Origin of the sequence: Izhakiella capsodis (assembly GCF_900115045.1) — a bacterium.
In the GTDB taxonomy this organism is placed as follows: domain Bacteria; phylum Pseudomonadota; class Gammaproteobacteria; order Enterobacterales; family Enterobacteriaceae; genus Izhakiella; species Izhakiella capsodis.
The window spans coordinates 139,898-163,453 of sequence record NZ_FOVC01000007.1 but is presented as its reverse complement, the minus strand read 5'-3'; the positions used below and the strand labels follow the sequence as shown (position 1 = coordinate 163,453).

Annotated in this window: 20 protein-coding genes and 1 pseudogene; 9 read left to right on the top strand and 12 right to left on the bottom strand. The window is 50.2% G+C overall.

Annotated elements, in window-relative coordinates; all coding sequences use genetic code 11:
- The first annotated feature begins 650 nt into the window (after nt 1–650).
- The 3 genes from treR to treC all read left to right on the top strand — a co-directional run bounded on the left by treR (nt 651) and on the right by treC (nt 4,855).
- Entirely contained in the window at nt 651–1,601 is a 951-nt protein-coding gene (treR, locus tag BM191_RS11500; RefSeq protein WP_092878285.1) for a trehalose operon repressor TreR, read from the top strand.
- Nucleotides 1,602–1,769: 168 nt separating this feature from the next.
- Nucleotides 1,770–3,188 (top strand): PTS trehalose transporter subunit IIBC, encoded by a 1,419-nt coding sequence (gene treB, locus BM191_RS11495; protein ID WP_092878283.1) that lies wholly within the window; start codon nt 1,770–1,772, stop codon nt 3,186–3,188.
- 23 nt (nt 3,189–3,211) lie between these two features.
- Nucleotides 3,212–4,855 (top strand): alpha,alpha-phosphotrehalase, encoded by a 1,644-nt coding sequence (gene treC / locus BM191_RS11490; protein ID WP_092878281.1) that lies wholly within the window; start codon nt 3,212–3,214, stop codon nt 4,853–4,855.
- 121 nt (nt 4,856–4,976) lie between these two features.
- On the opposite strand, the gene malM is transcribed toward treC, so the two are convergent.
- The 4 genes and pseudogenes from malM to BM191_RS11475 form a co-directional block, all read right to left on the bottom strand.
- Nucleotides 4,977–5,894, bottom strand: coding sequence for a maltose operon protein MalM (gene malM, locus BM191_RS11485; RefSeq protein WP_092878279.1), 918 nt, complete (start codon nt 5,892–5,894; stop codon nt 4,977–4,979).
- A gap of 110 nt (nt 5,895–6,004) precedes the next feature.
- Complete coding sequence (locus BM191_RS11480; protein WP_092878277.1) at nt 6,005–7,273, bottom strand: maltoporin; 1,269 nt, start codon at nt 7,271–7,273, stop codon at nt 6,005–6,007.
- Between the two features lie 985 nt (nt 7,274–8,258).
- Nucleotides 8,259–8,417 (bottom strand): annotated as a pseudogene (gene tauA / locus BM191_RS16810) (taurine ABC transporter substrate-binding protein); the annotation flags it as partial.
- A gap of 159 nt (nt 8,418–8,576) precedes the next feature.
- Nucleotides 8,577–9,179, bottom strand: coding sequence for a LysE family translocator (locus tag BM191_RS11475; protein WP_092878275.1), 603 nt, complete (start codon nt 9,177–9,179; stop codon nt 8,577–8,579).
- A 59-nt stretch (nt 9,180–9,238) separates the two neighbouring features.
- Between BM191_RS11475 and BM191_RS11470 the strand changes: the two genes are divergently transcribed.
- From BM191_RS11470 to BM191_RS11450, 5 genes are all read left to right on the top strand, one after another.
- Nucleotides 9,239–10,255: a hydrolase gene (locus BM191_RS11470; protein ID WP_092878273.1), complete on the top strand. Its 1,017-nt coding sequence runs from the start codon at nt 9,239–9,241 to the stop codon at nt 10,253–10,255.
- Between the two features lies 1 nt (nt 10,256).
- Entirely contained in the window at nt 10,257–10,475 is a 219-nt protein-coding gene (locus tag BM191_RS11465) for a YheU family protein (RefSeq protein ID WP_092878271.1), read from the top strand.
- 58 nt (nt 10,476–10,533) lie between these two features.
- A complete protein-coding gene (locus BM191_RS11460) occupies nt 10,534–11,403 on the top strand; it encodes a phosphoribulokinase (RefSeq protein WP_092878269.1) in 870 nt (289 codons plus the stop codon).
- Nucleotides 11,404–11,818: 415 nt separating this feature from the next.
- Nucleotides 11,819–12,451, top strand: a complete 633-nt coding sequence (gene crp / locus BM191_RS11455) for a cAMP-activated global transcriptional regulator CRP (protein WP_092878267.1) — start codon at nt 11,819–11,821, stop codon at nt 12,449–12,451.
- Nucleotides 12,452–12,515: 64 nt separating this feature from the next.
- Complete coding sequence (locus tag BM191_RS11450; protein ID WP_092878265.1) at nt 12,516–14,588, top strand: YccS/YhfK family putative transporter; 2,073 nt, start codon at nt 12,516–12,518, stop codon at nt 14,586–14,588.
- Nucleotides 14,589–14,654: 66 nt separating this feature from the next.
- Here BM191_RS11450 and argD read toward each other — a convergent pair whose 3' ends face one another.
- The 3 genes from argD to ppiA all read right to left on the bottom strand — a co-directional run bounded on the left by argD (nt 14,655) and on the right by ppiA (nt 17,296).
- A complete protein-coding gene (gene argD, locus BM191_RS11445; protein WP_092878263.1) occupies nt 14,655–15,875 on the bottom strand; it encodes a bifunctional acetylornithine/succinyldiaminopimelate transaminase in 1,221 nt (406 codons plus the stop codon).
- An 86-nt stretch (nt 15,876–15,961) separates the two neighbouring features.
- Entirely contained in the window at nt 15,962–16,537 is a 576-nt protein-coding gene (locus tag BM191_RS11440; RefSeq protein WP_092878261.1) for an aminodeoxychorismate synthase component II, read from the bottom strand.
- Between the two features lie 186 nt (nt 16,538–16,723).
- Nucleotides 16,724–17,296 carry a peptidylprolyl isomerase A gene (gene ppiA / locus BM191_RS11435; RefSeq protein WP_092878259.1) on the bottom strand — a complete coding sequence of 191 codons (573 nt, stop codon included), beginning with the start codon at nt 17,294–17,296 and terminating at the stop codon, nt 16,724–16,726.
- Nucleotides 17,297–17,554: 258 nt separating this feature from the next.
- On the opposite strand from ppiA, the gene tsgA reads away from it, so the two are divergent.
- Nucleotides 17,555–18,742, top strand: a complete 1,188-nt coding sequence (gene tsgA, locus BM191_RS11430) for an MFS transporter TsgA (protein WP_092878257.1) — start codon at nt 17,555–17,557, stop codon at nt 18,740–18,742.
- A gap of 40 nt (nt 18,743–18,782) precedes the next feature.
- On the opposite strand, the gene BM191_RS11425 is transcribed toward tsgA, so the two are convergent.
- The 5 genes from BM191_RS11425 to dam form a co-directional block, all read right to left on the bottom strand.
- Nucleotides 18,783–20,066: a cytosine deaminase gene (locus tag BM191_RS11425; RefSeq protein ID WP_092878255.1), complete on the bottom strand. Its 1,284-nt coding sequence runs from the start codon at nt 20,064–20,066 to the stop codon at nt 18,783–18,785.
- A gap of 187 nt (nt 20,067–20,253) precedes the next feature.
- Complete coding sequence (gene trpS, locus BM191_RS11420) at nt 20,254–21,258, bottom strand: tryptophan--tRNA ligase (protein WP_092878253.1); 1,005 nt, start codon at nt 21,256–21,258, stop codon at nt 20,254–20,256.
- A gap of 15 nt (nt 21,259–21,273) precedes the next feature.
- On the bottom strand, nt 21,274–21,951 hold the full coding sequence (locus BM191_RS11415) for a phosphoglycolate phosphatase (protein WP_092878251.1): 678 nt from the start codon (nt 21,949–21,951) through the stop codon (nt 21,274–21,276).
- A complete protein-coding gene (gene rpe, locus BM191_RS11410; protein ID WP_092878249.1) occupies nt 21,935–22,621 on the bottom strand; it encodes a ribulose-phosphate 3-epimerase in 687 nt (228 codons plus the stop codon). The genes BM191_RS11415 and rpe overlap by 17 nt, the downstream gene beginning before the upstream one ends.
- A 66-nt stretch (nt 22,622–22,687) precedes the next feature.
- Entirely contained in the window at nt 22,688–23,503 is an 816-nt protein-coding gene (dam, locus tag BM191_RS11405) for an adenine-specific DNA-methyltransferase (protein WP_092878247.1), read from the bottom strand.
- Nucleotides 23,504–23,556 lie beyond the last annotated feature (53 nt).

Below are 23,556 nucleotides of genomic sequence, written 5' to 3'. Positions count from 1 at the left end.
CAACTGCACGAATGAAAATTAACGGTGAAAATACTTATAACGCCGGGGGCAGGACACCGTATTGGGCTATCGTGAAACCTAGACGAGATAGCAAGGGGAAAGTCTACTGTCATAGCGGTTATGCCCATTCAGCCTACAGTGCTAATGACCCAATCGCGGTGGACAGTCACCGGGAATAAATCACGCTGAAAACCAACATAAGCGCGATGCGGTTTGCAGCAACTCAGAAGAGCCGACGACTGTCAGCCTGAATGACCCCCTTTTCCCACTTATGTGTAAGGGGAGAAGGCGTCAATCAAGCTATTCACCCTGATAGTATAATCAACGCAAGTCCAGCCAGTGGTGCAAATCTGACGACGCTGATAATAAAAAAATAGTCAGTTAATCAGAAGATTATATCGCTCGAAAAGTTCGGACTCACAGCATGATGACCCTGCTGGTTGCAACAGTCTTAAGTGCATTTTTTGCCCGGCAGGCACCTGTCCTGCGGGAGATGCCCGAAGGTGACCGCAGCCTGTGACATTGCTGAGGTGATAGTCTGCCAGGGTGACCTTTTTTATGGCCGCTAATTTCCCATACTATCCCGCCCTGTATTTTTAACTACAAATGGCAGTAAACTGCCTGTAATAACTTGTTGACCAGATAACACCATGAAAAATAGCCTGACAATCAAGGACATTGCTCGCCTCAGCGGAGTAGGAAAGTCTACCGTCTCCCGCGTTCTGAACAACCAGCAAAACGTTCGTCCAGATACACGTGAGCGCGTACTAAAAGTGATTGAAGAGCATAATTTTAGTCCATCCAAGTCGGCGCGGGCTATGCGAGGCTTCAGCGATAAGGTGATCGCTATTGTCGTTTCACGCCTGGATTCACCGTCGGAAAATCAGGCGGTACGCGCCATGCTCCCCGTATTCTATCAGCAAGGATATGACGCCATCGTGCTGGAAAGCCAGTTCAGTGTGGCCAGGGTTAAAGAGCATTTACAGGTGCTGAAGCAGCGCAATATCGACGGAGTGATCCTGTTTGGCTTTACCGGCCTGCCAGCAAAAATGTTGCTGCCGTGGCGGAATAAGCTGGTCGTGCTGGCCCGCGAGATCCCCGGTCTATCTTCGGTGTGTTATGACGATGTTGGGGCTGTGAGGCTGCTGATGCAGACGCTGATGGACAGGCAGATTAACGATATCGGTTTTATCGGCGTCTTTCCTCGCGACACCACCACTGGCCTGAAGCGTACGCGGGCCTACGAAGAGTATTGCCAGCAGCACGGGCTGGTACCCCATATTGCTCTTGGCGAGCTATCTTGGCAGAGCGGTTACGATCTGCTACCGCAGATACTGGCCCACGACATCCGCTCGGTGATCTGTGCCTCGGATACCATTGCGCTAGGGGCACAAAAATACCTTCAGCAACAGCAAATAAATAACGTGCTGGTATGCAGTATTGGTAACCTACCACTGCTGCGTTTTCTTTTCCCCGAATCTTTCTCCGTAGAGCTAGGATACGGTTCTGCAGGAGATGCCGCCGCCCACCAGTTACTGGCACTGCTCAACGGTTCGATCGATATGCAGCAGATCCTTATTCAAGGAAAACGGGTACCTTGATGTTGTCTTTTAGCCCTGTCTCTCTCCACGAATCTGAAAATTTGTGATCGTTTCGATATAAGTGGGAACGTTCCCATGTCAATCTGTTACCGATCTCGAAATTCTTACATCGACTCCAGGCATCCCTTGATCTGCCATTGGACACTTTAAGAAATAAGGCTACTTTTCATGAGTAAAGTTAAGCGACAGGATGTTGAACAACTGATCGACCTTGTTGGCGGCAAATGCAACATTGCTACCGTGACCCACTGTATAACTCGCCTGCGTTTTGTCCTGAAAGATCCAAAGAAAGCGTCACCTCAGGGGCTGGAAGCGCTGCCGATGGTAAAAGGCTGTTTTACCAATGCCGGTCAATTTCAAGTGGTTATTGGTCCCGACGTCGGCGACTACTATAAAATGCTGATTACCATTGTCGGTCAGGACGAAGTTGGCAAAGAACAGGCAAAAATCGCTGCACGGCAGAATATGAACCTGTTTGAGCGCAGTATTTCCCATTTCGCAGAGATTTTTTTCCCGTTGCTGCCTGCGCTGATCAGCGGTGGCCTCATCCTCGGCTTCCGAAACGTTATCGGTGATATTCCCTTCAACAACGGGCAGACGCTGGCGCAGATGCATCCGTTATGGCAGTCGGTTTACGACTTCTTGTGGCTGCTGGGCGAGGCAATATTTATGTTCCTGCCTGTGGCTGTTTGCTGGTCAACGGTGAAAAAAATGGGGGGAACTGAAGTCCTCGGCATTGTGCTGGGCATCACCTTAGTTTCCCCACAGCTGATGAACGCCTATAACCTCGGTCAGCAGCTGCCGGATGTGTGGAATTTCGGCTGGTTTACCATTGAAAAAGTGGGTTATCAGGCGCAGGTGATCCCGTCAGTCCTGGCCGGTATGGCACTGGCTATCATAGAAAATTTGCTGAAACGCATCGTGCCCTCGTATCTGAATCTGGTCATTGTGCCGGTTACTTCACTGTTGATAGCTGTTTTCCTCGCTCATACGCTGATAGGTCCGTTTGGTCGAATGATCGGTGACGGCGTAGCCTTCGCAGTAAAAAGTGTGATGACCGGTAGCTTTGCTCCTATCGGTGCCACGCTGTTTGGTTTCCTCTACGCCCCACTGGTGATTACCGGCGTGCACCAGACCACGCTGGCAATCGATATGCAAATGGTGCAGAGCACGGGTGGCACCCCGCTCTGGCCGCTGATCGCCTTGTCCAACATTGCCCAGGGTGCCGCGGTAGTGGGTATAATTATCGTCAGTAAAAAACATAACGAACGTGAAATCTCAGCGCCGGCGGCAATCTCCGCGTTCCTCGGTGTGACAGAGCCAGCAATGTACGGCATCAACCTGAAATATCGCTTTCCGATGCTATGTGCGATGACTGGCTCCGCGGTAGCGGGCCTGATTTGTGGGCTGGCAGGTGTAACGGCTAATGGTATTGGGGTCGGTGGCTTGCCGGGCATCCTCTCTATAAAGCCGCAGTTCTGGAGCGTTTACGCACTGGCAATGCTGGCGGCGACGGTCATCCCTATTATTTTGACTGTATTGGTATATCAGCGTAAGGCGCGCCGTGAAGCATTGGCCACGGCATAGTGCTATTTAATAAGGAACAGGGAATGAGTAACGAAATAGAGTGGTGGAAAAACGGCACTATCTACCAGATTTACCCAAAAAGTTTCCAGGATACGACCGGCAGTGGCACGGGCGATATCATCGGGATTATCAAACGTCTGGATTACCTACAAACCTTGGGCGTAGATGCACTGTGGCTGACGCCTATGTATAGTTCTCCGCAAGTGGACAACGGCTACGACGTGGCCGATTACTACACCATCGACCCGACTTACGGCACGATGCCGCAGTTTGAGCAATTAATAGCGGAGACCCATCGCCGCGGCATTCGTATCGTAATGGATATGGTCTTTAACCACACCTCGACAAAGCACGAATGGTTCCTGAGGTCGCAGGATGGTGACAGCGAGTTCCGCCCGTTTTACATCTGGCGCGATCCGGCCGAAAACGGCGGGCCGCCGAACAACTGGCGTTCCAAATTTGGCGGCAGTGCATGGCAGTGGCACGAAGCGAGTGGACAATATTATTTGCATCTGTTTTCCACCGAACAGGCGGATCTTAACTGGGAATATCCACCGGTGCGTGAAGCGCTGAAGAGCGTTTGCCGCTTCTGGGCGCAGAAAGGCGTTGATGGCCTGCGGCTGGACGTGGTGAATCTGGTCTCCAAGCAGCAAGATTATCTACCGGATGAGATCGGTGACGGGCGTCGTTTTTATACTGACGGACCGCGTATTCATGAGTTCCTGCATGAATTTAGCCGCGACGTGTTCAAGCCACTGGGCCTGATGACCGTGGGTGAGATGTCCTCCACTCGACTGGAGGATTGTCGACGCTACGCCGCCAATGACGGCAGCGAACTGTCGATGACCTTTAATTTCCATCACCTTAAAGTAGATTATCTTAACGGAAATAAATGGACCGATGCAGCACCGGATTATGTGCTGCTGAAGCAGATATTTCGTGAATGGCAGCAGGGAATGCACGGCTACGCCTGGAACGCACTGTTTTGGTGTAATCACGATCAGCCGCGCATCGTTTCGCGCTTTGGCGATGAGGATTCGCTACGTGTCCCCTCAGCTAAAATGCTGGCGATGGTATTGCACGGGATGCAGGGTACCCCATACATCTATCAGGGTGAGGAGATAGGGATGACCAATCCAGGCTTTACCTGCATTGAACAGTATCGCGATGTGGAAAGTCTGAATATGTACGCCGAACTGAAGAGGGCCGGTCGAAACGATGAAGACCTGCTGTCTATTCTGGCCGGTAAATCGCGGGACAATAGCCGTACACCGATGCAGTGGAGTGCCGACCCGCAGGCCGGATTCAGTGCCGGTGCGCCATGGATCCCTGTGGCCCATAACGCAGACAGGATTAATGTGGAACGGGCGCTGACCGATCATGATTCGGTATTCTATCTTTATCAGCGGCTGGCTCAGCTACGTAAAAGTGTGTCACTACTGACTGAAGGTGATTATCAGGATCTGCTGCCCGACCATCCGTTTATCTGGTGCTATACCCGCTCAGCCGCCGGGAAAACTCTGCGTGTACTGGCCAATCTGAGCGGACAAGAGCAGGCGGTGCCACTGGCGGAGTTAAGCGGCAAGGTGCTGCTGCATAACTACAATGAGGCTGCACGTACGGGTTGCCTGCGCCCGTATGAGTGCATCTGGCAATTGGCTGAGTGAGGATAAATGTGGCGTTTCAGGCAAAGCATCGCGCCGCATATCTGATTACTTTTCCTGATAGTCAATACACATAACAGAATGATAATCACTCGGGCGCGGCTTTTATGGGAGATGCAGACCCTTATTTGCCTTTTACACTTTCAATAAAGACAGAACGGGCAGATTTTGATCCTATCCTCTCGGCTTCATTCATTAATTTCAAGGCCTTATCAATATCACCTTTTTCTACCGACAACCTGATACCATCATTAAAATAATTTTCGGTATCATCAAGGATCGGTCCGCGCTGCACAAACGGGGCTGAGTTATGTGCTTTTGAAACAGAAGCTGCCGTATTACCTATAATTACTGGTACAGGACGCGAAGAGCCAAACAGAGATCCTACTAAAATGCTGGCGCCGGAAGCCGATTTCACCCTTAGACTGATGGTGCCGTCAGAAATATGTTTGGCAATGGGATCCGGAATATCTGGTACCGCATTGCCCGTACCTTTGGCGTAGGCTTTAGCCGGATTGATTAATTTGGTGTTTTGCTGCAAATCCCTGGGTGTAGTAAACACCAGAACATAAATTTTCTGCTGTCCTGGGGCCGGCGTAAGACGCATAACTCCTTGCAGACGGTCAGAACTCATGACGCCCGGCACCAGATAAGTGAAATAGGTGCCAGGGAAGAATGCGTAGGGCGTCATATTCTGGTCAAAAATTAATACGTTAGGCGAAAAAACGCGATTTTTATTGTCCACTTCACTGGTTAGCATAATCTTCAGTTCGCCAATATTAGCTGGAACGCTGTATGCGGCGACCGGGCCCGAGATACCGGGGACATTCAACTTTTGTCCGGCGATAGCGAATTTCGTGGTTTGCGTTTTTGATTGATCGACCGGAGTCCATATTAGCTGATGCAGTGCGGAGACGGGTATAGACGGTGCGGCAGAGGTATTCTGCGGCACGAAATTGGCATCAGCAAAACTGGCCGCGGGTAGATATGCCGCGAGTCCGACGGACAAGCAGAGGGCAACGAGGCTTTTCTTCATTTTCATTGTTGTCACCTTAATTCTAATGGCCAAACGGTCACGGGATAATAGTGCTCTGGACCGAAAGTAAGGGGGCTAAAACCCTCCCCTTTCAAGCACGATAGACAGGATTTCGATCACCACCAGATTTCCATCTGCGCACCGAAGGTCCACTCATCGTTATCACCGCGGCTATAGGTGTTAACGTTAGTGTCGTTATAGGCCACGCCGCTATTGTTATAACCCCATTTCTCGTCCCATGTGGCATAGGTTGCAAACACACGGATAGCCGGACGCGACCAGATGCTGTCGCCAGCCTGCCATTGTTGAGCCAGGGTCATTTTATACTGACTGTTGCGATCACCAATGCGTTGAGATTTAACGTTGTCATAACCGATCTCCATCAGGGTGCTCATAATTGGTGTCCATTTATACATAGGTCGCACTCCGGCCGTATACCAGGTGGTACCATTCTTATTATCACGATCAATATCCTGGTACATTGCTACATACATCAGGCCCCATTTATCGTTGAAATCAATAGCGCCATGATTAATCACTCGAACCATGTGACCATTATTATCGATTGTTGCCCCCGCATTACGTCCATTGTTCTGCCCAGTCATAGAATCATTGGCATACTGAACTGCGAATTTGTTATAACCATTCAAAATGCTTTGAGTATGTTCTGCTGTAAACATCCAACCATCTTTACTGGCGCCGTCAGCGAAATGATAGCGATCTTTAGCATGAGCCCGCCCGTAATCGGCACCGAACTCCAGAACGCCTCCTCGATTGGTCTCAAGCCCTGCCAGACGAACATCCAACGTATCGTTAACGGTTGGAACTTCTTTCAATTGATTATCAATATAGCCGTAAGAACCACCAGATTCACTGTTACGCGTCACCGCCAATGAGAGTTTCCCAAAACCCAAATCGATATTTTCCAGCCCAGCACCTGGACCTGAAATATCCCAGTAATAAAAGTCAATCATATGGACATCATGGCGTTGATAAAAACTTTTCCCTGCCCAAAGAGTTGCTCCAGGCAATAAATCTATCAGATTTTCCCCCCGTACACTGGCAATTCGTAGTGATGGACTTGTTGACTCATTATCCGTTCTTTGGGCGACGGAATATGCCAGTAGAGAATCAAAGTAAAAATTTTTATTTCCTTCTTTCCATATTTCCTGACCAAGGCCTAATTCCGCATAGGTTTCACATTCATTCCCCAGACGATATTTACTTTGTGCACCTGTTACCTGAAAACATTGCTGCTCTTTACCACTACCTGTCCAGCCGATACCAGAGCGAGCATAGCCATGAAAGTCGAGTGCCAGCGCGGGTGTAGATGTCATGCTGACTGTGAAGAGGACAGCCACAGTATTTTTGCGGAAAACAATCATTATTCCCGATCTCCAAAGAGTATATTTTGATAATCTGCGGATTAAAATCCGAGGCGATAACGCAGAGCCACTATTATTAGCTCTGCAAATACCATCGAAAGTTACCCGAGGCCAAGATACTTGCGTGGACTACTTTTTCAATCCGCCCTGACAGGGCTATAAATTCTTTTCTAAAAAAAACCTGTTATTTTAGGGATCAACTGTCGCAGAATGCGGTTTGTATTTTCATTCAGCCTTCGCTCATGCTAAGCGTAGATAAATAATATCGCGGTTGACTGGAGCAATATTCCTCTCCCACAAACTCGATTAGTTTGTCAAAATTTTGTTGATTTATGTCATGCATCGCTAATCTTTATTGAAGATAACCTAAGTTAGAAAATAATCTGTGGGATAAGCCTGAATCATTTTTATTACAGAATAAACGGGAACGTTCCCAATATTTAATTGGGATCACATAATTTATGCGTCATCAGGAAAACTCAATCATCATTTTATTGAGTTTTCTAAGACTTTTTTAAATAAATCGAATTTTTGCTTAATAGCAAGATAAGATCACGCCTGTCTGAAAACACAAATAATTTCGTGTTAACGTAGCGTCTTTACCGGACGAGCGTTACGGCTTCGCTGCCCCAGTGCTTTGCATGCCCTGAGCTTCACTTTATACTCAGAACCCTTTATATCTCGCTTGCAGCTACAAGCCTTGGTACATTGTTAGCAGCTGCGGTATCTGCTCTGTGGGCACGCAGTTTTAGCGGAAGAACCGCTGCAGATTATTGTGATTTTTTAGCCAGCCCCCGACTCATCAAGGTAGACTTTTTGCACCTGAATCGCGCTGCGAGCAAAGGCAGTAACAACGCCAGAGCGATCTGGCGAAATCTCTTCGCACGACCCAAACATAGCGCCTCAGTGAACCCCAGCGGTTAATCTGACGAAAATCCTTCAATGCTTTGCCGCTTTTTGCCAGCTGATATATGGCAGGCGCCTAAACGTACGCATCGCTGAGCTTTTCAAACATATTATCCGCCTGCGCAACCTTTGCCGGCTCGGCCGACGTTTGCCACGCTACCGTAACGTTTGCCGCCTGGGAGTGAAGGCTCAACACGGCCAGTACGGCAAATAGCGCCATGCGTGTCATTGTTTTCATCATTACCTACCACTCCGGTTTTTTTATCCTGCCATCATGGCGACAGGTTTAACCGTGAGTTTTAGGCTTAATAAAAGAATAAAAAATTATTCTTTATAACTAAAATTATCCAGAACAAAAATGGCAATTCATTGCTTAAAGCGACGAATGGTGGCAACGTTAGTGCCAGATCAGAAAAACACAGCTGGCAGTCAGCAGGCCCATTGCCAAATTAAAAATTTTCCACGCCCTACGACCGCGTAGGATTCGGCCAATCGCGGTGCCAAAACCCAGCCATATAATGCCAGCTAACAGATTAACCAGTGCCATGCCAATGCTGATCGCCACCACCGAATGAAGATATTGCGCACCGGCTAGCGAAAAGCTGGCAACTGCGCCGAGGGCCATGAGCCAGGCTTTCGGGTTAATCAGCTGCAACACCCCACCCTGCCAGAGCGGCATCGGCCTGGACGGCACCGCGTCGGTATTCAGCTTTTCGTATGGCGCGGTTGCAATCTTCCAGCTTAACCACAGGAGATAAACGCTGCCGGCTACTTTTAAAAACAGATGCAGAGAAGGACAGAGTAGAATCAGACCGCCAATGCCAAACGCCACCATCAATAGCATCAGCTGCATACCTATCATGATGCCAACCAGTAGCATTATTGAGCGAATAAAACCATAATTCGCTGCCGAGGCGGTGAGTAGCATATTATTAGGGCCTGGCGTGATGGCAGCGACCCAGAGAAAGCCTAACATTGATAAAAAAATATTCAGTTCCATAGAATAAGAGTGCTCCTCACCCAGCAAACAAATTAACCTTCCGAAGCTAGCAGTGTGATATGGATCCGACAAGCATTACCGACATAAATTTTCATCGGCCGGATGAAAGCACATTTAGGCCTCTCGCCGGCTTTCAAAATGCCCACTTGCAAACGTTGCTACCACGCATTTTGCGCCGACGTGTCCGGCTACAGCCGTACTGGCAGCGATTAACGCTGCCAGATGGTGATTTTGTCGATCTCGCCTGGAGCGAAAACCCGGCCGGCGCTGCTCATAAACCGCGTATGGTGCTTTTTCACGGCCTGGAAGGTAGCATCAACAGCCCCTATGCGCACGGGCTGATTGAAGCAGCCCAGCGTCGCGGCTGGCTGGGCGTAGTCATGCATTTTCGCGGTTGTAGCGGCGAGCCGAACCGGCGGGAGCGTATCTATCATTCGGGTGAAACCGAGGACGCCAGCTACTTTTTACACTGGCTACATACCCAGTGGGGACGAGCCCCCACAGCAGCCGTTGGCGTTTCGCTAGGTGGAAACATGCTGGCTTGCCTGATGGGCAAGCAGGGCAATGACTGCCTTCTGGACGCTGGCGTCGTTATTTCCGCACCGCTAATGCTTGAACCCTGTAGCGTCAAACTGGAGCAGGGATTTTCCCGCTTCTATCAACACTATCTTCTGTCGCGGCTAAAGCAGAACGCCAGAAGAAAGCTGCGCGCCTTCCCCGGCACGCTGCCAATTGACGCCTCGCTGCTGAAACGTATTAGGCGGCTGCGACATTTTGACGATGCCATTACCTCGCGCGCTCACGGCTTTAGCGATGCACTTGATTATTATCGTCAGGCCAGCGCCCTGCCACTGCTCCATGGCGTACGTAAGCCGATGTTGATTATTCATGCCAAAGATGATCCATTTATGACCGATGACGTCATTCCAACATCCAGGCAACTATCAGCCAGCACCACTTATCAACTAACCGCTAACGGTGGGCATGTCGGATTCGTCGGCGGAACGCTGCTCAGGCCGCAAATGTGGCTTGAGCAGCGGGTGCCCGACTGGCTTGAAAATTGGCTGGAGCAATAGCGTGATTATTCCCTGGCAGCAGCTCGAAGCAGAAACACTGAACAATCTTATTGAAGCATTTGTACTGCGTGAAGGCACCGATTACGGCGAACAGGAGCGCACTCTTGAACAGAAAGTGGATGATGTCCGCCGCCAGTTGCATAATGGTGATGCGGTACTGGTGTGGTCAGAGCTGCATGAGACCATCAATATTATGCCGCGAAATTCGTTTCATGGATGACATCCACAGGTTGAACATGATAACAAGTGATCCAGTCATCTATCAGGGAGCGTAATCTATGTCGGTAAAACACCCGGTCATCGCCGTAACCGGCTCCAGCGGCGCAGGAACGACGACGACCAGCCTGGCTTTTCGTAAAATATTCCAGCTGCTAAATTTGACAGCCGCAGAGGTCGAAGGCGACAGCTTTCACCAGTACACGCGCCCGGAAATGGATATGGCTATCCGTAAAGCGCGCGATTTGGGCCGACATATTAGTTACTTTGGCCCGGACGCGAATGATTTTTCCCTGCTGGAAAGGACCTTTACAGAATATGGTCGATCCGGCAGCGGACAAGCACGCAAATACTTGCATACCTATGATGAAGCTGTGCCGTGGAATCAGGTTCCCGGCACCTTCACGCCTTGGCAGCCGCTGCCGGAACCGACTGACGTGCTGTTTTATGAAGGGCTACACGGCGGCGTAGTAACCGAACAACATGATGTCGCCGGACAGGTCGACCTGTTGGTTGGCGTGGTGCCAATTGTAAACCTTGAATGGATTCAAAAGATGGTGCGCGACACCACCGAACGTGGGCACTCGCGCGAAGCGGTGATGGACTCCGTGGTGCGTTCGATGGATGACTATATCAATTACATTACGCCCCAATTCTCACGCACTCACATCAATTTCCAGCGCGTCCCGACCATAGATACTTCCAACCCGTTTGCAGCCCGCAGCATTCCATCACTGGACGAAAGCCTGGTCGTCATTCATTTCCGCGATCTTGAGGATATTGATTTTCCCTATCTGCTGGCCATGCTTCAAGGTTCTTTTATCTCGCATATTAACACCCTCGTGGTGCCCGGCGGGAAAATGGGGCTGGCTATGGAGCTGATTATGACACCGTTGGTTAAGCGCCTGATGGAAGGAAGAAACGCGCACTGACACCGCCGTAGCTGATTCCAGACTATTCGTCGATATCAGAGCATCAGCTAATCACATAACTACGGGTTCTCCAAAATAATTAGCGCTGCCGTACCTTTACGCCAGGATGACGTAACGCTGCTATTCTTTTTTACAGGCCGCCAGCGTAATGCGCTCAGAATGCTGTTGCGCTGTTATGTGCATCAAGCTGAAGCGAGAGAACAGGAGACAGTGAGATAAAGCTATGCTACAAACAAGTCTGAACAATTTGCCGGTGGTAAATCACAGGGCGAAGGCGGGATAAAAACCTGAGCGATGCTCTGATAACACACCTGAAATAAATTTTCCGATGGCAAATGGCGTTAACATCTCAATACCTGGCAGGGAATTCTCATCCTGTGTTCAGGGCACGATTATAAACAGAGGATAACAGCGAATGGTGCTCGGCAAACCGCAAACAGACCCGACTCTTGAATGGTTCCTGTCACATTGCCATATTCACAAATATCCATCAAAAAGCACGCTGATTCATCAGGGTGAAAAGGCTGAAACGCTTTACTATATCGTTAAAGGTTCGGTAGCCGTTCTGATTAAAGATGAAGAGGGTAAAGAGATGATCCTCTCTTACCTCAACCAGGGCGACTTCATTGGTGAATTGGGGCTATTTGAAGAAGGTCAGGAGCGCAGCGCATGGGTAAGAGCAAAAACTGCCTGTGAAGTCGCTGAAATCTCTTACAAGAAGTTCCGCCAGCTGATCCAGGTCAACCCGGAGATCCTGATGCGGTTATCATCACAGATGGCGCGCCGGTTACAGGTCACCTCTGAAAAAGTAGGTAACTTAGCCTTCCTGGACGTTACCGGGCGCATCGCTCAGACGCTGCTGAATCTGGCAAAACAGCCGGACGCAATGACACACCCGGATGGAATGCAGATTAAAATCACGCGCCAGGAGATCGGTCAGATTGTCGGCTGCTCACGTGAAACGGTTGGCCGCATACTCAAGATGCTTGAAGATCAAAGTCTGATCTCTGCTCATGGTAAAACTATCGTTGTCTACGGCACTCGCTAAACCCGATCGTAGGAATACGGCGCGGTAATGACTATCGCGTCTTTTTATTTTTGTTAAAGGCCGTATGTGGCGTCGAATTATTTATCATCCTGAGGTCAATTACGCACTACGTCAGACGCTGGTGCTCTGTTTACCCGTTGCGGTAGGATGGCTGCTCGGCGATTTACAAAGAGGGCTTCTTTTCGCGCTGATCCCTGCCTGTTGCAATATTGCCGGACTTGATACCCCTCACAAACGCTTTTTTAAGCGACTGGTCGTCGGCGGCAGTCTGTTTGCTTTCAGCAGCTTTGCCATACAATACTTCGGTTTGCTGCATGTCCCCCTACCGGTAATTATGTTTGTCATGACGATGCTCTTAGGCATTACTGGCGAAATCAGCCCATTGCACGGGCGCCTGCTTCCTGGTGCGTTGATTGCCGCGATCTTCACTATCAGTCTCGAAGGGCGCATGCCAATCTGGCAACCGCCATTGCTCTATATCCTTGGCACCATATGGTACGGGCTTTTTAACTGGTTCTGGTTCTGGTTGTGGAAAGAGCAGCCAATGCGGGAAACCCTGAGTCTGCTCTACCGTGAACTGGCCGACTACTGTGAAGCAAAATACACTTTGCTAACCAGGCTGACCGACCTGGAAACTGCCCTGCCACCTTTGCTTGCACGCCAACAAAAAGCCGTCGATCTGATTAACCTTTGCTATCAGCAAATGCACATGCTGTCGGGGGGCAAACAAAATGAATACAAGCGGCTGACGCGTGCCTTTCAGGTCGCGCTTGATCTACAGGAGCATATAGCCGTCAGTCTGCCTCAGCCTGAAGAGGTGCAAAAGCTGGTTGAGCAAAGCCATGCCGAAGCCGTGATCCGCTGGAATGCGCAAACCATCGCCAAACGCCTGCGTGTGCTGGCCGATGATATCCTCTACCATCGCCTGCCAGATCGTTTCAGCATGAGTAAACCGCTAAGCGCGCTGGAAAAAATAACCCGCCATCATAGTGATAATCCTGTCGGTCACTTCTGTTATCACCATTTCAGCCGTATCGGCCGGGTATTACGCACCCAACGGCCACTGTATCAACGAGATCTGATGGCAGATCGCCAGCGGCGCCTGCCGTTGATCCCGGCGCTACGCAGCTATCTGTCACTTAAATCGTCAGCATTGCGTACGGCCGGACGCTTCGCGGTCATGCTCAGCTTCGCCAGTACCCTCGCGCTATTCCTCAACATGCCTAAGCCATATTGGGTCCTGATGACTACCATGTTCGTCAGTCAGAACGGCTATAGCGCTACCCGGGTGCGTATTCAGCACCGGGCACTGGGAACGCTGGCTGGATTGGTGATAGCCGCTCTGACACTGCGCCTTCACGTTCCCGAAACCCTGGTATTGCTGGTCATGCTGCTGGTAACGCTGGTCAGTTATCTGTTTATTCGTAAGTATTACGGTTGGGCAATGATTGGCTTTACGGTAACGGCAGTCTATTCATTACAGCTGCTGTCGCTCAATGGAGCTGACTTTCTCTGGCCGCGGCTGTTGGACACGCTGCTCGGCTGTCTCATCGCCTTTGGCGGCATGCTCTGGCTGTGGCCGCAGTGGCAAAGCGGGCTGCTGCGCCAGAACGCCCACGATGCACTGGGGGCCTATCAGTCAGCGCTTCAACTATTGCTGGGAAATGAACAGCAGCCGGAAAAGCTGGCCTATCAACGTATCCGGGTAAATCAAGCGCACAACGCGCTGTTCAACTCGTTGAATCAGGCCATGCAGGAGCCAGCGTTTAATTCCCACTACCTTGCCGATATGAAACTCTGGGTTACCCACAGCCAGTTTATCGTCGAGGATATTAACGCCATGACTATTCTGGCGCGGGAACATACTATGCTGACATCAGACCTGGCGGAGCGCTATCTGCAAACCTGCGAAATTGCACTACAACGCTGCCAGCAGCGACTTGAGTATGATGGGCCTGGCTCCGAGACTAACATCATGGAAGCACCGGAAAATTTTCACGAAGGGCCGATTACCGTAGTGGAGCGACATGTCAGGCGCATTCTCAGTCATCTGAAGGTCATGCATACCATCTCATCGCTAGCCTGGTCGCAACGGCCGCATCATGGCAATTGGCTCTCGGGGAAACTACGTAAATAACCGCTAAAGACCGGCGATAGCGAATAACGCGACAGAGCATCGCTGGAATCCCGGCGGCGCAGTAAATTATGCCCTGATGACTTTTTCCAGCGCGCGGGCAAAACGCTGCATGCCCTCATCAATATCTGCTGGCTCAATGATCAACGACGGGGCCAGGCGGATAACACCGGTACCCGCATTTAGTATCATCAGACCTTCGCTGGCAGCGGCATCAAGAATATCGCGTGCTTTATCGGCATAGTGTGGCTTGAGCACAGCGCCGATAAGTAGTCCCATACCACGCACATCAGTAAACACATCCAGCCGCGTATTAATCGCATTTAACCCCGCATCAAACTGCTGTCGGCGTTCAGCCACGCCGTCCAGTACCTCGTCAGTATTGATAATATCCATCGCAGCTTCTGCTACAGCACATGCCAGCGGATTACCACCATAAGTGGTGCCATGCACGCCTGGCGACATTACAGAAGCAATTTTATTGGTAGTCAGCATTGCGCTAACCGGAAAGCCTCCACCCAGCGCTTTCGCAGTAGTCAGGATATCCGGCTCTACGCCGTAATGCTGATAGGCAAACAGCCTGCCGCTGCGCCCCATACCCGTCTGCACTTCATCAAATACCAGCAGGGCCTGGTATTCATCGCAAAGGTCGCGCAAGCCTGTCATGAAAGCCTGGCTGGCGGGCATAATGCCGCCCTCACCCTGAATGGGTTCCACTACCACCGCACAGGTGTGATCATCAATGACTGCTCTTACTGCCTCAAGATCGTTAAAAGGCACATGTATGATATCAGCTGGTTTTGGCCCAAAACCATCTGAATACTTAGGCTGACCGCCAACAGAAACGGCAAACAACGTGCGACCATGAAACGCATTGTGGAAAGCGATGATTTTCGTTTTATAGGGGCTTTGTTTTTTACTGACATAATAGCGCGCCAGTTTAAATGCCGCCTCGTTTGCTTCTGTTCCTGAGTTAACGAAGAACACCCGATCGGCAAAGGTGGCGGCAATCAGTTTGCTTGCCAGACGTAACGCTGGTTCATTAGTGAAAATGTTGCTGGTGTGCCACAGCGTCTCACCCTGATTCTTTAACGCGTTCACCAACGCTGGATGGCAGTGACCAAGCGCCGTTACCGCAATACCCCCGGAAAAATCGATATATTCGCTGCCATTCTGATCCCAGACACGGCTGCCCTTACCTTTCACCGGAACGAACTGCGCGGGTGCATAAACGGGCAAAATCACATCATCAAACGTTGCCCGGTTAACCATCATTTTATCTGCCGCCATGCCTGACCTCATGCTCTTACATTAATTTCAGAATTGATATTATAATCATAAAATATGCATAAAAAATCAAATAGAGACAATAAAATTCAACGTTGCAGAAAGTTATTCAGTAGCTGGAGGCCCTGATCGCTCAGCACACTTTCCGGGTGAAACTGCACACCTTCCAGTGCCAAACGGCGGTGGCGCAGCCCCATAATTTCATCCTGCTCGCCATCGCGCATACTCCACGCGGTCACCTCAAGGCAGGCAGGCAACGTCGCCGCCTCGACCACCAATGAGTGATATCGCGTCACGCTCAAAGTCTGATTCAACCCGGCGAATACCCCCTGATGTCGATGCATAATCTGCGACACCTTGCCGTGCATTACCTGACGGGCGCGAACCACGCGGCCACCAAAAGCTTGTGCCAGCGCCTGATGGCCCAGGCAAACTCCGAGGACTGGAAGCTTGCCAGCAAAATGACGGATCGCCGCTAGCGAAATTCCGGCCTCATTCGGTGAACCGGGTCCCGGCGAGATCACCAGATGGTCAGGGCGAAGAGTGCTCATCTCATGCAGTGAGATCGCGTCGTTGCGATACACTTCAACGTCAGCGCCCAACTGGCAAAAATACTGATAAAGATTCCAGGTAAAAGAGTCATAGTTATCGATAAGCAGCAGCATGATCACTCCGGCCAACAAAGAAACGTCGTTATTCTACGCGTTTTTTCACTGCAGAAAATTGATTACTTTTTTGCAAAAGTGATATCAGGAATTATGCCGCTCCCTATTCCATCGCACGATATCTGGCAAGAGTGTTTGCTTTACAGATGGTCGAGTCGGGCGCAAAGCGTATTGCGCCCCTACGTTTCAGGGAAGAACTTTTGCGGAAAGAATCACGATCGGTTTTACCGGCACGTTCTGATAAGGCCCGACGTTATGCGTCTGAACCTGGGCTATTTTATCGGCCACACTCATGCCTTTAACGACTTTACCAAACACCGCGTAGCCAAAATCACGCTGGCCGTGGTCAAGGAAAGCATTATCCGCGACGTTAATGAAAAATTGGCTGGTGGCGCTATCTTTATCAGCTGTACGCGCCATCGCTATGGTTCCCCGGCGATTAAGCAGGCCGTTATCTGCTTCATTTTTGATCGGCGGGTTAGTACTTTTCTGCTGCATGTCAGCGGTAAATCCGCCTCCTTGAATCATAAAACCGGGAATAACGCGGTGAAAAATGGTGTTGTTGTAAAAGCCACTGTTGACGTAATCAACGAAGTTCTTAACAGTGATTGGCGCTTTCTGATTGTTCAATTCCAGTTCTATATTGCCAGCGGAGGTCGTCAGCAAAACATGAGTATCATTGGTAGCGGCCAGAGCCGAAGCCGATACGACAGACAACATTATAGCCGTGGTGACGGCGGTGAGCGTGCGTTTAAACATGGATTATTCCTTAATGAGACAGCAAACAACTAAACAACAGGATTTTAGAGAGTGGCTAATCTCCACGCCAGTATTTTACCGAGATTTACCTAAAGGCAGAGGCGACACGCAAATGAACACCCCGTTATGAAGTGATTAAACGCACAAAGCAATGAATACGAATAATTTTGTTTCATTGTTTATTTATGAGTATCACAATACTGAGTAAAATTAATGCTGTTGCATTTCAGAATTTTTTTACAATACACAGGTTGTTTTATGTCTAATCGCGATCGCATCGGTCTTACCTGGATCAGTTTCCTTTCCTATGCCCTGACTGGCGCGCTGGTTATCGTCACCGGCGTGGTCATGGGAGACATTGCTAAATATTTTGATATGCCAGTATCAGAAATGAGCAATACGTTTACCTTTCTGAACAGTGGCATTCTGGTTGCTATATTTCTCAATGCCTGGCTAATGGAAATTATCCCACTCAAACGTCAGCTGATTTTCGGCTTTGTGTTAATGCTGCTGGCCGTCATTGGCTTGATGGTAACAAAAAGCCTGACGCTGTTTTCCGTCTGCATGTTCGTGCTGGGCGTGGTAAGCGGTATTACCATGTCGATTGGTACCTTCCTGATTACCCATTTATATGATGGTCGTCAGCGCGGGGCTCGCTTACTTTTTACCGACTCTTTCTTTAGCATGGCCGGTACCTTTTTTCCGGTTCTTGCCGCATGGATAATTGCTCATACTCTGCCCTGGTTCTGGGTTTATGTTTGCATCGGTGTGATCTATCTGGCCATCTTTATTTTGACGCTGAGCGTAAAATTCCCGCAGCTGGGAAGAACCGCATCGAACGAATACAACGCGCCGCCAGAAAAAGAAAAATGGGGTATTGGCGTTGCGTTACTCGCCGTCGCCGCACTCTGCTATATACTCGGCCAACTAGGCTTCATTTCCTGGGTGCCGCAGTATGCCAATACCAATCTGAACATGAATATGCTACAGGCTGGCGGCCTGGTAGGCAGCTTCTGGACGGCTTATATGATTGGTATGTGGGCATTCAGCGCCCTTCTACGTTTCGTCGATCCGCAGCGTATCGTGACCGTGCTGGCACTGGTGGCAACCGGGCTGATGTACTGGTTCGTCAACAGCAGCGATCCGGCCATACTGAAGTGGATAATCCTCGCACTCGGCTTTTTTTCCAGTGCCATTTATACCACCATCATTACGCTAGGCTCCCTGCAAACTAAGGTCTCTTCACCCAAGCTGGTTAACTTTATTCTGACCTGCGGCACGGTGGGCACCATGCTGACATTCATTGTCACTGCGCCAATCGTAAGTCATTATAGCGTGCATACCGCACTGAAAACCGCTAACGGCTTGTACGCAATTGTTTTCCTCATGTGCTTGCTGCTGGGTTTTGTAACTAAGCATCGCAGCCACGGTAACTGGAAACACTAAGCGTTAAACGGCAGCCCCCTGAAGGGGGACTGCCGTTTATCTATCGTGTGAAGTCGATGGCTTCTTGCTGTGCCAGATAAAGCGTCGATTTCGCAGGCTCCGTTGCCGCAATCACCCTTCCCGCGCGAACCGAATAGCGTACCGCTACCTGACGACGCAGCGCATCAAAACCATTTTCAGCAGGCAGAATAATCAGACTCGCCGGATTACCGGTGTGAATACCGTAATCTGTTAACTGTAGTGCCCGGGCGCTATTGCGCGTAATCAAATCGAGCCCGGCGTTAATCTGGTCATATCCCATTAGCTGACAGACATGAAGTCCCATATGCAGCACCTGTAGCATATTGCCGGTACCCAGCGGATACCAGGGATCAAATACGTCATCATGGCCGAAGCAGACGTTAATTCCCTGAGCCAGCATCTCTTTAACTCTGGTAATGCCACGCCGTTTAGGATAATCATCAAAGCGCCCCTGGAGATGGATATTCACCAACGGGTTAGCCACAAAATTAATTTTCGACAGTTTAAGCAGCCGGAACAAACGGGAAGTATATGCGCCGTTGTAGGAGTGCATCGCGGTAGTATGACTTGCCGTAACGCGCGCCCCCATGTTTTCTTTGTGCGCCAGCGCCGCTACCGTTTCGATAAAGCGCGACTGCTCGTCGTCTATTTCATCGCAATGCACATCAACCTGTCGCTGATACTTTTGCGCCAACGCGAAGGCAATGTGCAGCGACTCTATGCCATATTCACGGGTAAATTCGAAATGAGGGATCGCCCCGACCACGTCGGCACCCAGCCGGAGAGCCTCCTCCAGCAATGCGGCTCCATCCGGATAAGACATAATCCCTTCCTGTGGAAAAGCCACCAGCTGTAAGTTCACCCAAGGTGCCATTTCGTGCTTAACCTCAAGCATCGCTTTAAGCGCCGTAAGCGTAGGATCAGAGACGTCAACATGAGTACGTACGTATTGGATGCCGTTAGCAAGCTGCCACTTCAGCGTCTGTTTTGCCCGCGCTTTAACATCTTCATGGGTTAGCAGCTCTTTGCGCTGTGCCCAGCGCTCAATGCCTTCAAACAGCGTACCTGAACGATTCCAGGAAGGCTCACCGGCGGTTTGGCTGGTATCGAGATGGATATGCGGTTCTATAAACGGTGGAATAGCCAGCCCCCCCTCTCCATGCAGGCTTGCCTCATCCTGTGGACAATTCTTCAGCTGGGGTCCGATACGGCTTATTTTGCCATCGGCAATGTCGATCTGCCACAATCCCTCCTGTCCCGGCAAGCGCACATGGGTGATCCTTCTGAGTGGCGAACCCTGCATAAACATCTCCTCAAGTTGCGATAATACATTTACCCTGACACGGTTTTCATAACTTGAAAATAGCGGGACGAAGCTAACGCGCTAAAAACCAGGCAAGGTCAAACATCTGAAGTCCAGCCGCAGTAAAAACAAAGACCCCGGCGCCACGACGCCGGGGTCTACAAGATATCTTCAGATAGCCAGAAAATCAGGGCTTAGTAACAAAACCCACCGCCTGATAGACCTTTTTCAGTGTTTCCTGCGCGATGCTACGGGCTTTTTCAGCGCCGTGACGCATAATTTCTTCAAGAAAAGCCTCGTCATTACGATATTGGTGATAACGTTCCTGTAACTCGCTGAGCATCCCTGAGACTGCATCCGCAACTTCCCCTTTAAGATGGCCGTACATTTTACCTGCAAACGATCTCTCAAGATCAGCGACCGGCGTGCCTGTCACACCGGACAGGATATCCAGCAGATTTGAAACGCCGGCTTTTTCTTTTATATCGTAACGCACGACCGGTGGCTCCTCAGAGTCAGTCACTGCGCGCTTTATCTTCTTCACCACCGATTTGGGGTCTTCCAGCAGACCAATCACGTTATTGCGGTTGTCATCTGACTTCGACATTTTTTTCGTCGGATCGAGTAATGACATTACGCGCGCGCCAGATTTGGGAATAAAAGGCTCAGGCACCCGAAAAATATCACCATAGAGCGCGTTGAAACGTGAGGCAATATCACGGCTCAGCTCAAGATGCTGCTTCTGATCTTCACCTACCGGCACCTGATGCGTCTGATAAAGCAGGATATCTGCGGCCATCAGCACCGGATAATCGAACAAACCTACATTAATATTCTCTTCGTAGCGCGCGGACTTATCCTTGAACTGCGTCATACGGCTAAGTTCACCAAAATAGGTATAACAATTCAGCACCCAACCGAGCTGCGTATGCTCCGGCACGTGAGACTGCGCGAAGATAATGCTCTTATTGGGATCGATGCCGCAGGCCAGATACAGGGCCAATGTATCCAGCGTTGCCTTACGCAATTTCTCTGCATCCTGCCGCACTGTGATAGCGTGGAGATCGACAATACAATAAATGCACTGATAATCATCCTGCATCTTCACCCACTGACGTAGCGCACCCAGATAGTTACCAATAGTCAGTTCACCTGAGGGTTGTGCGCCACTAAAAACGATGGGTTTGCTCATTGCTAATATCCTGATTTACAGCCCTAATACGGGCAGAAGCTGATTGAAATGATCAAGTACGATGTCAGGCTGGCTACTGGTAATCGGCTCACCATAATTATAACCATACGTCATACCAACGCAGGGACATCCTGCTGCCTGCGCGGCGAGAATATCATTACGTGAATCGCCTACAAATAGCAGCGATTCTGGTCGCAGACCAAAGGTGCCTAAAACTAAAAATAGCGGGGCGGGATGCGGCTTCTTCTGGACAACGTCATCGCCACCCAGCACCAACGAGAAACAATGCGCGATAGCCAAAGATTGCAACAACGGCGCAATAAAAGGCGTCGGCTTATTGGTCACAATCGCCATTGGCAGGCCGCTGGCTGCCAGAGCGTCAAGCGTCGCTTTGACTTCCGGAAACAGCTGGCTACCCTGTCTAACCGTGCGGGCATAATGCTTATCAAAGAGGGCTCGCGCCTCATTAATCTGCGTCTGCGTCGGCTCGGCATCCAGTGCCCAACGCAATGCGCGGGTAATCATGATATCTGCCCCGTTACCTATCCAGGCAGCAACGCGCTGGATCCCTGGAGCAGCAAGATTCAGCGCGTTCAAGGCAAGGTCAACTGCGGCGGCCAGGCCCGGAGCACTGTCCACCAGCGTACCATCAAGATCGAATGCCAGTCCCTGAATATTAGTGGAATGAGCCATGACGTGACTTCTCCAACTCAGTACGCATTTTCTCGATGACCTGCTTATAGTCTGAATGACCAAAGATAGCAGAACCGGCAACAAACATATCCGCGCCGGCGGCCGCGATTTCGGCAATGTTCTCAACCTTGACACCGCCATCCACCTCAAGTCGAATATCGTAGCCGCACTGATCGATACGCTTACGCGCAGCGCGCAGCTTATCCAGCGTCGAAGGAATAAACGACTGACCACCAAAACCGGGATTCACCGACATAAGCAAAACAATGTCCAGCTTGTCCATCACGTAATCGAGGTAACTCAGCGACGTTGCCGGATTAAATACCAGACCCGCTTTACAGCCGTGTTCTTTAATCAACTGCAGGGTGCGATCGACATGCTCTGACGCTTCCGGGTGAAAGGTAATGAAGCTGGCACCCGCGCTGGCAAAGTCAGGTATCAGGCGGTCAACGGGTTTTACCATCAGGTGAACATCAATTGGTACGGTGATGCCATAATCACGCAGCGCTTTCAACACCATAGGTCCCATTGTCAAATTGGGCACATAGTGATTATCCATCACGTCAAAATGCACAACATCACCACCAGCGGCCAGTGCTTTAGCCGTATCTTCTCCGAGACGGGCGAAATCTGCAGACAGAATCGAAGGTGCAATCAAAGGTTTTTTCATCCATTTCTCCCGGTTCTTACGCCTGACTACAGGCGGTTAGCACTCAGTGACGATCAGATAACCCGCTTAAATATACAGGGCCAGCAGCTCATCCACTTTGATCCGCCCAACGCCGCGACTGCTGATTGAGCGTCTTACCTTTATCGGCACCAGGCACGACGCACTCCGATACCACTCACGGGTCAGGGGCGTGTCATGATTGGAGATCAGTATCGGTATCTGGTGTTCTGCCGACAAACTACTCGCCATTTCGGCCAGGCGCTGCTGCTCCCGCAGCGAAAAATTATTGGTATGGTATGCGGTAAAATTTGACGTAGCCGAAAGCGGTGCATAAGGCGGATCACAATAGATAACCGCCCCTTTGCCAGCCTTCCTCAGAGTAACATCGTAGGGTTCGCAGACAAAAGTTGCTTTCTGCGCACACTCAGCAAACCAGTACAGCTCATCTTCCGGAAAGTAGGGGCGCCGATATCGACCAAAAGGCACGTTAAACTCACCGCTAAGATTGTAACGACACAGGCCGTTGAAACAATAACGATTCAGATAGAGGAACAGTAACGCCCGCTCGTAAGCATCAGTACTACGATTAAAACGCTCCCGCTGCGCGTAATAAAAGTCCGCCACATTGGATTGTTCGCTGAATAACATGCGCACATCCTGTACAAATTCGACGGTACGCGTCTTGACTATATTGTACAGATTAATCAGGTCACTGTTGATATCCGCCAGGATGTAGTGAGAATAATCGGTGTTGAGAAATACCGAACCTGCACCGACAAATGGCTCAATCAGGCACTCACCCTCTGGTAAATAACGACGGATCTCATCCAGTAGCAGATATTTACCGCCAGCCCACTTCAAAAAAGCGCGATTTTTCTTCATGCCATTATATTAGTTATTCTCTTCAGGCCGCGACATATCTTACAGCTCAAGCG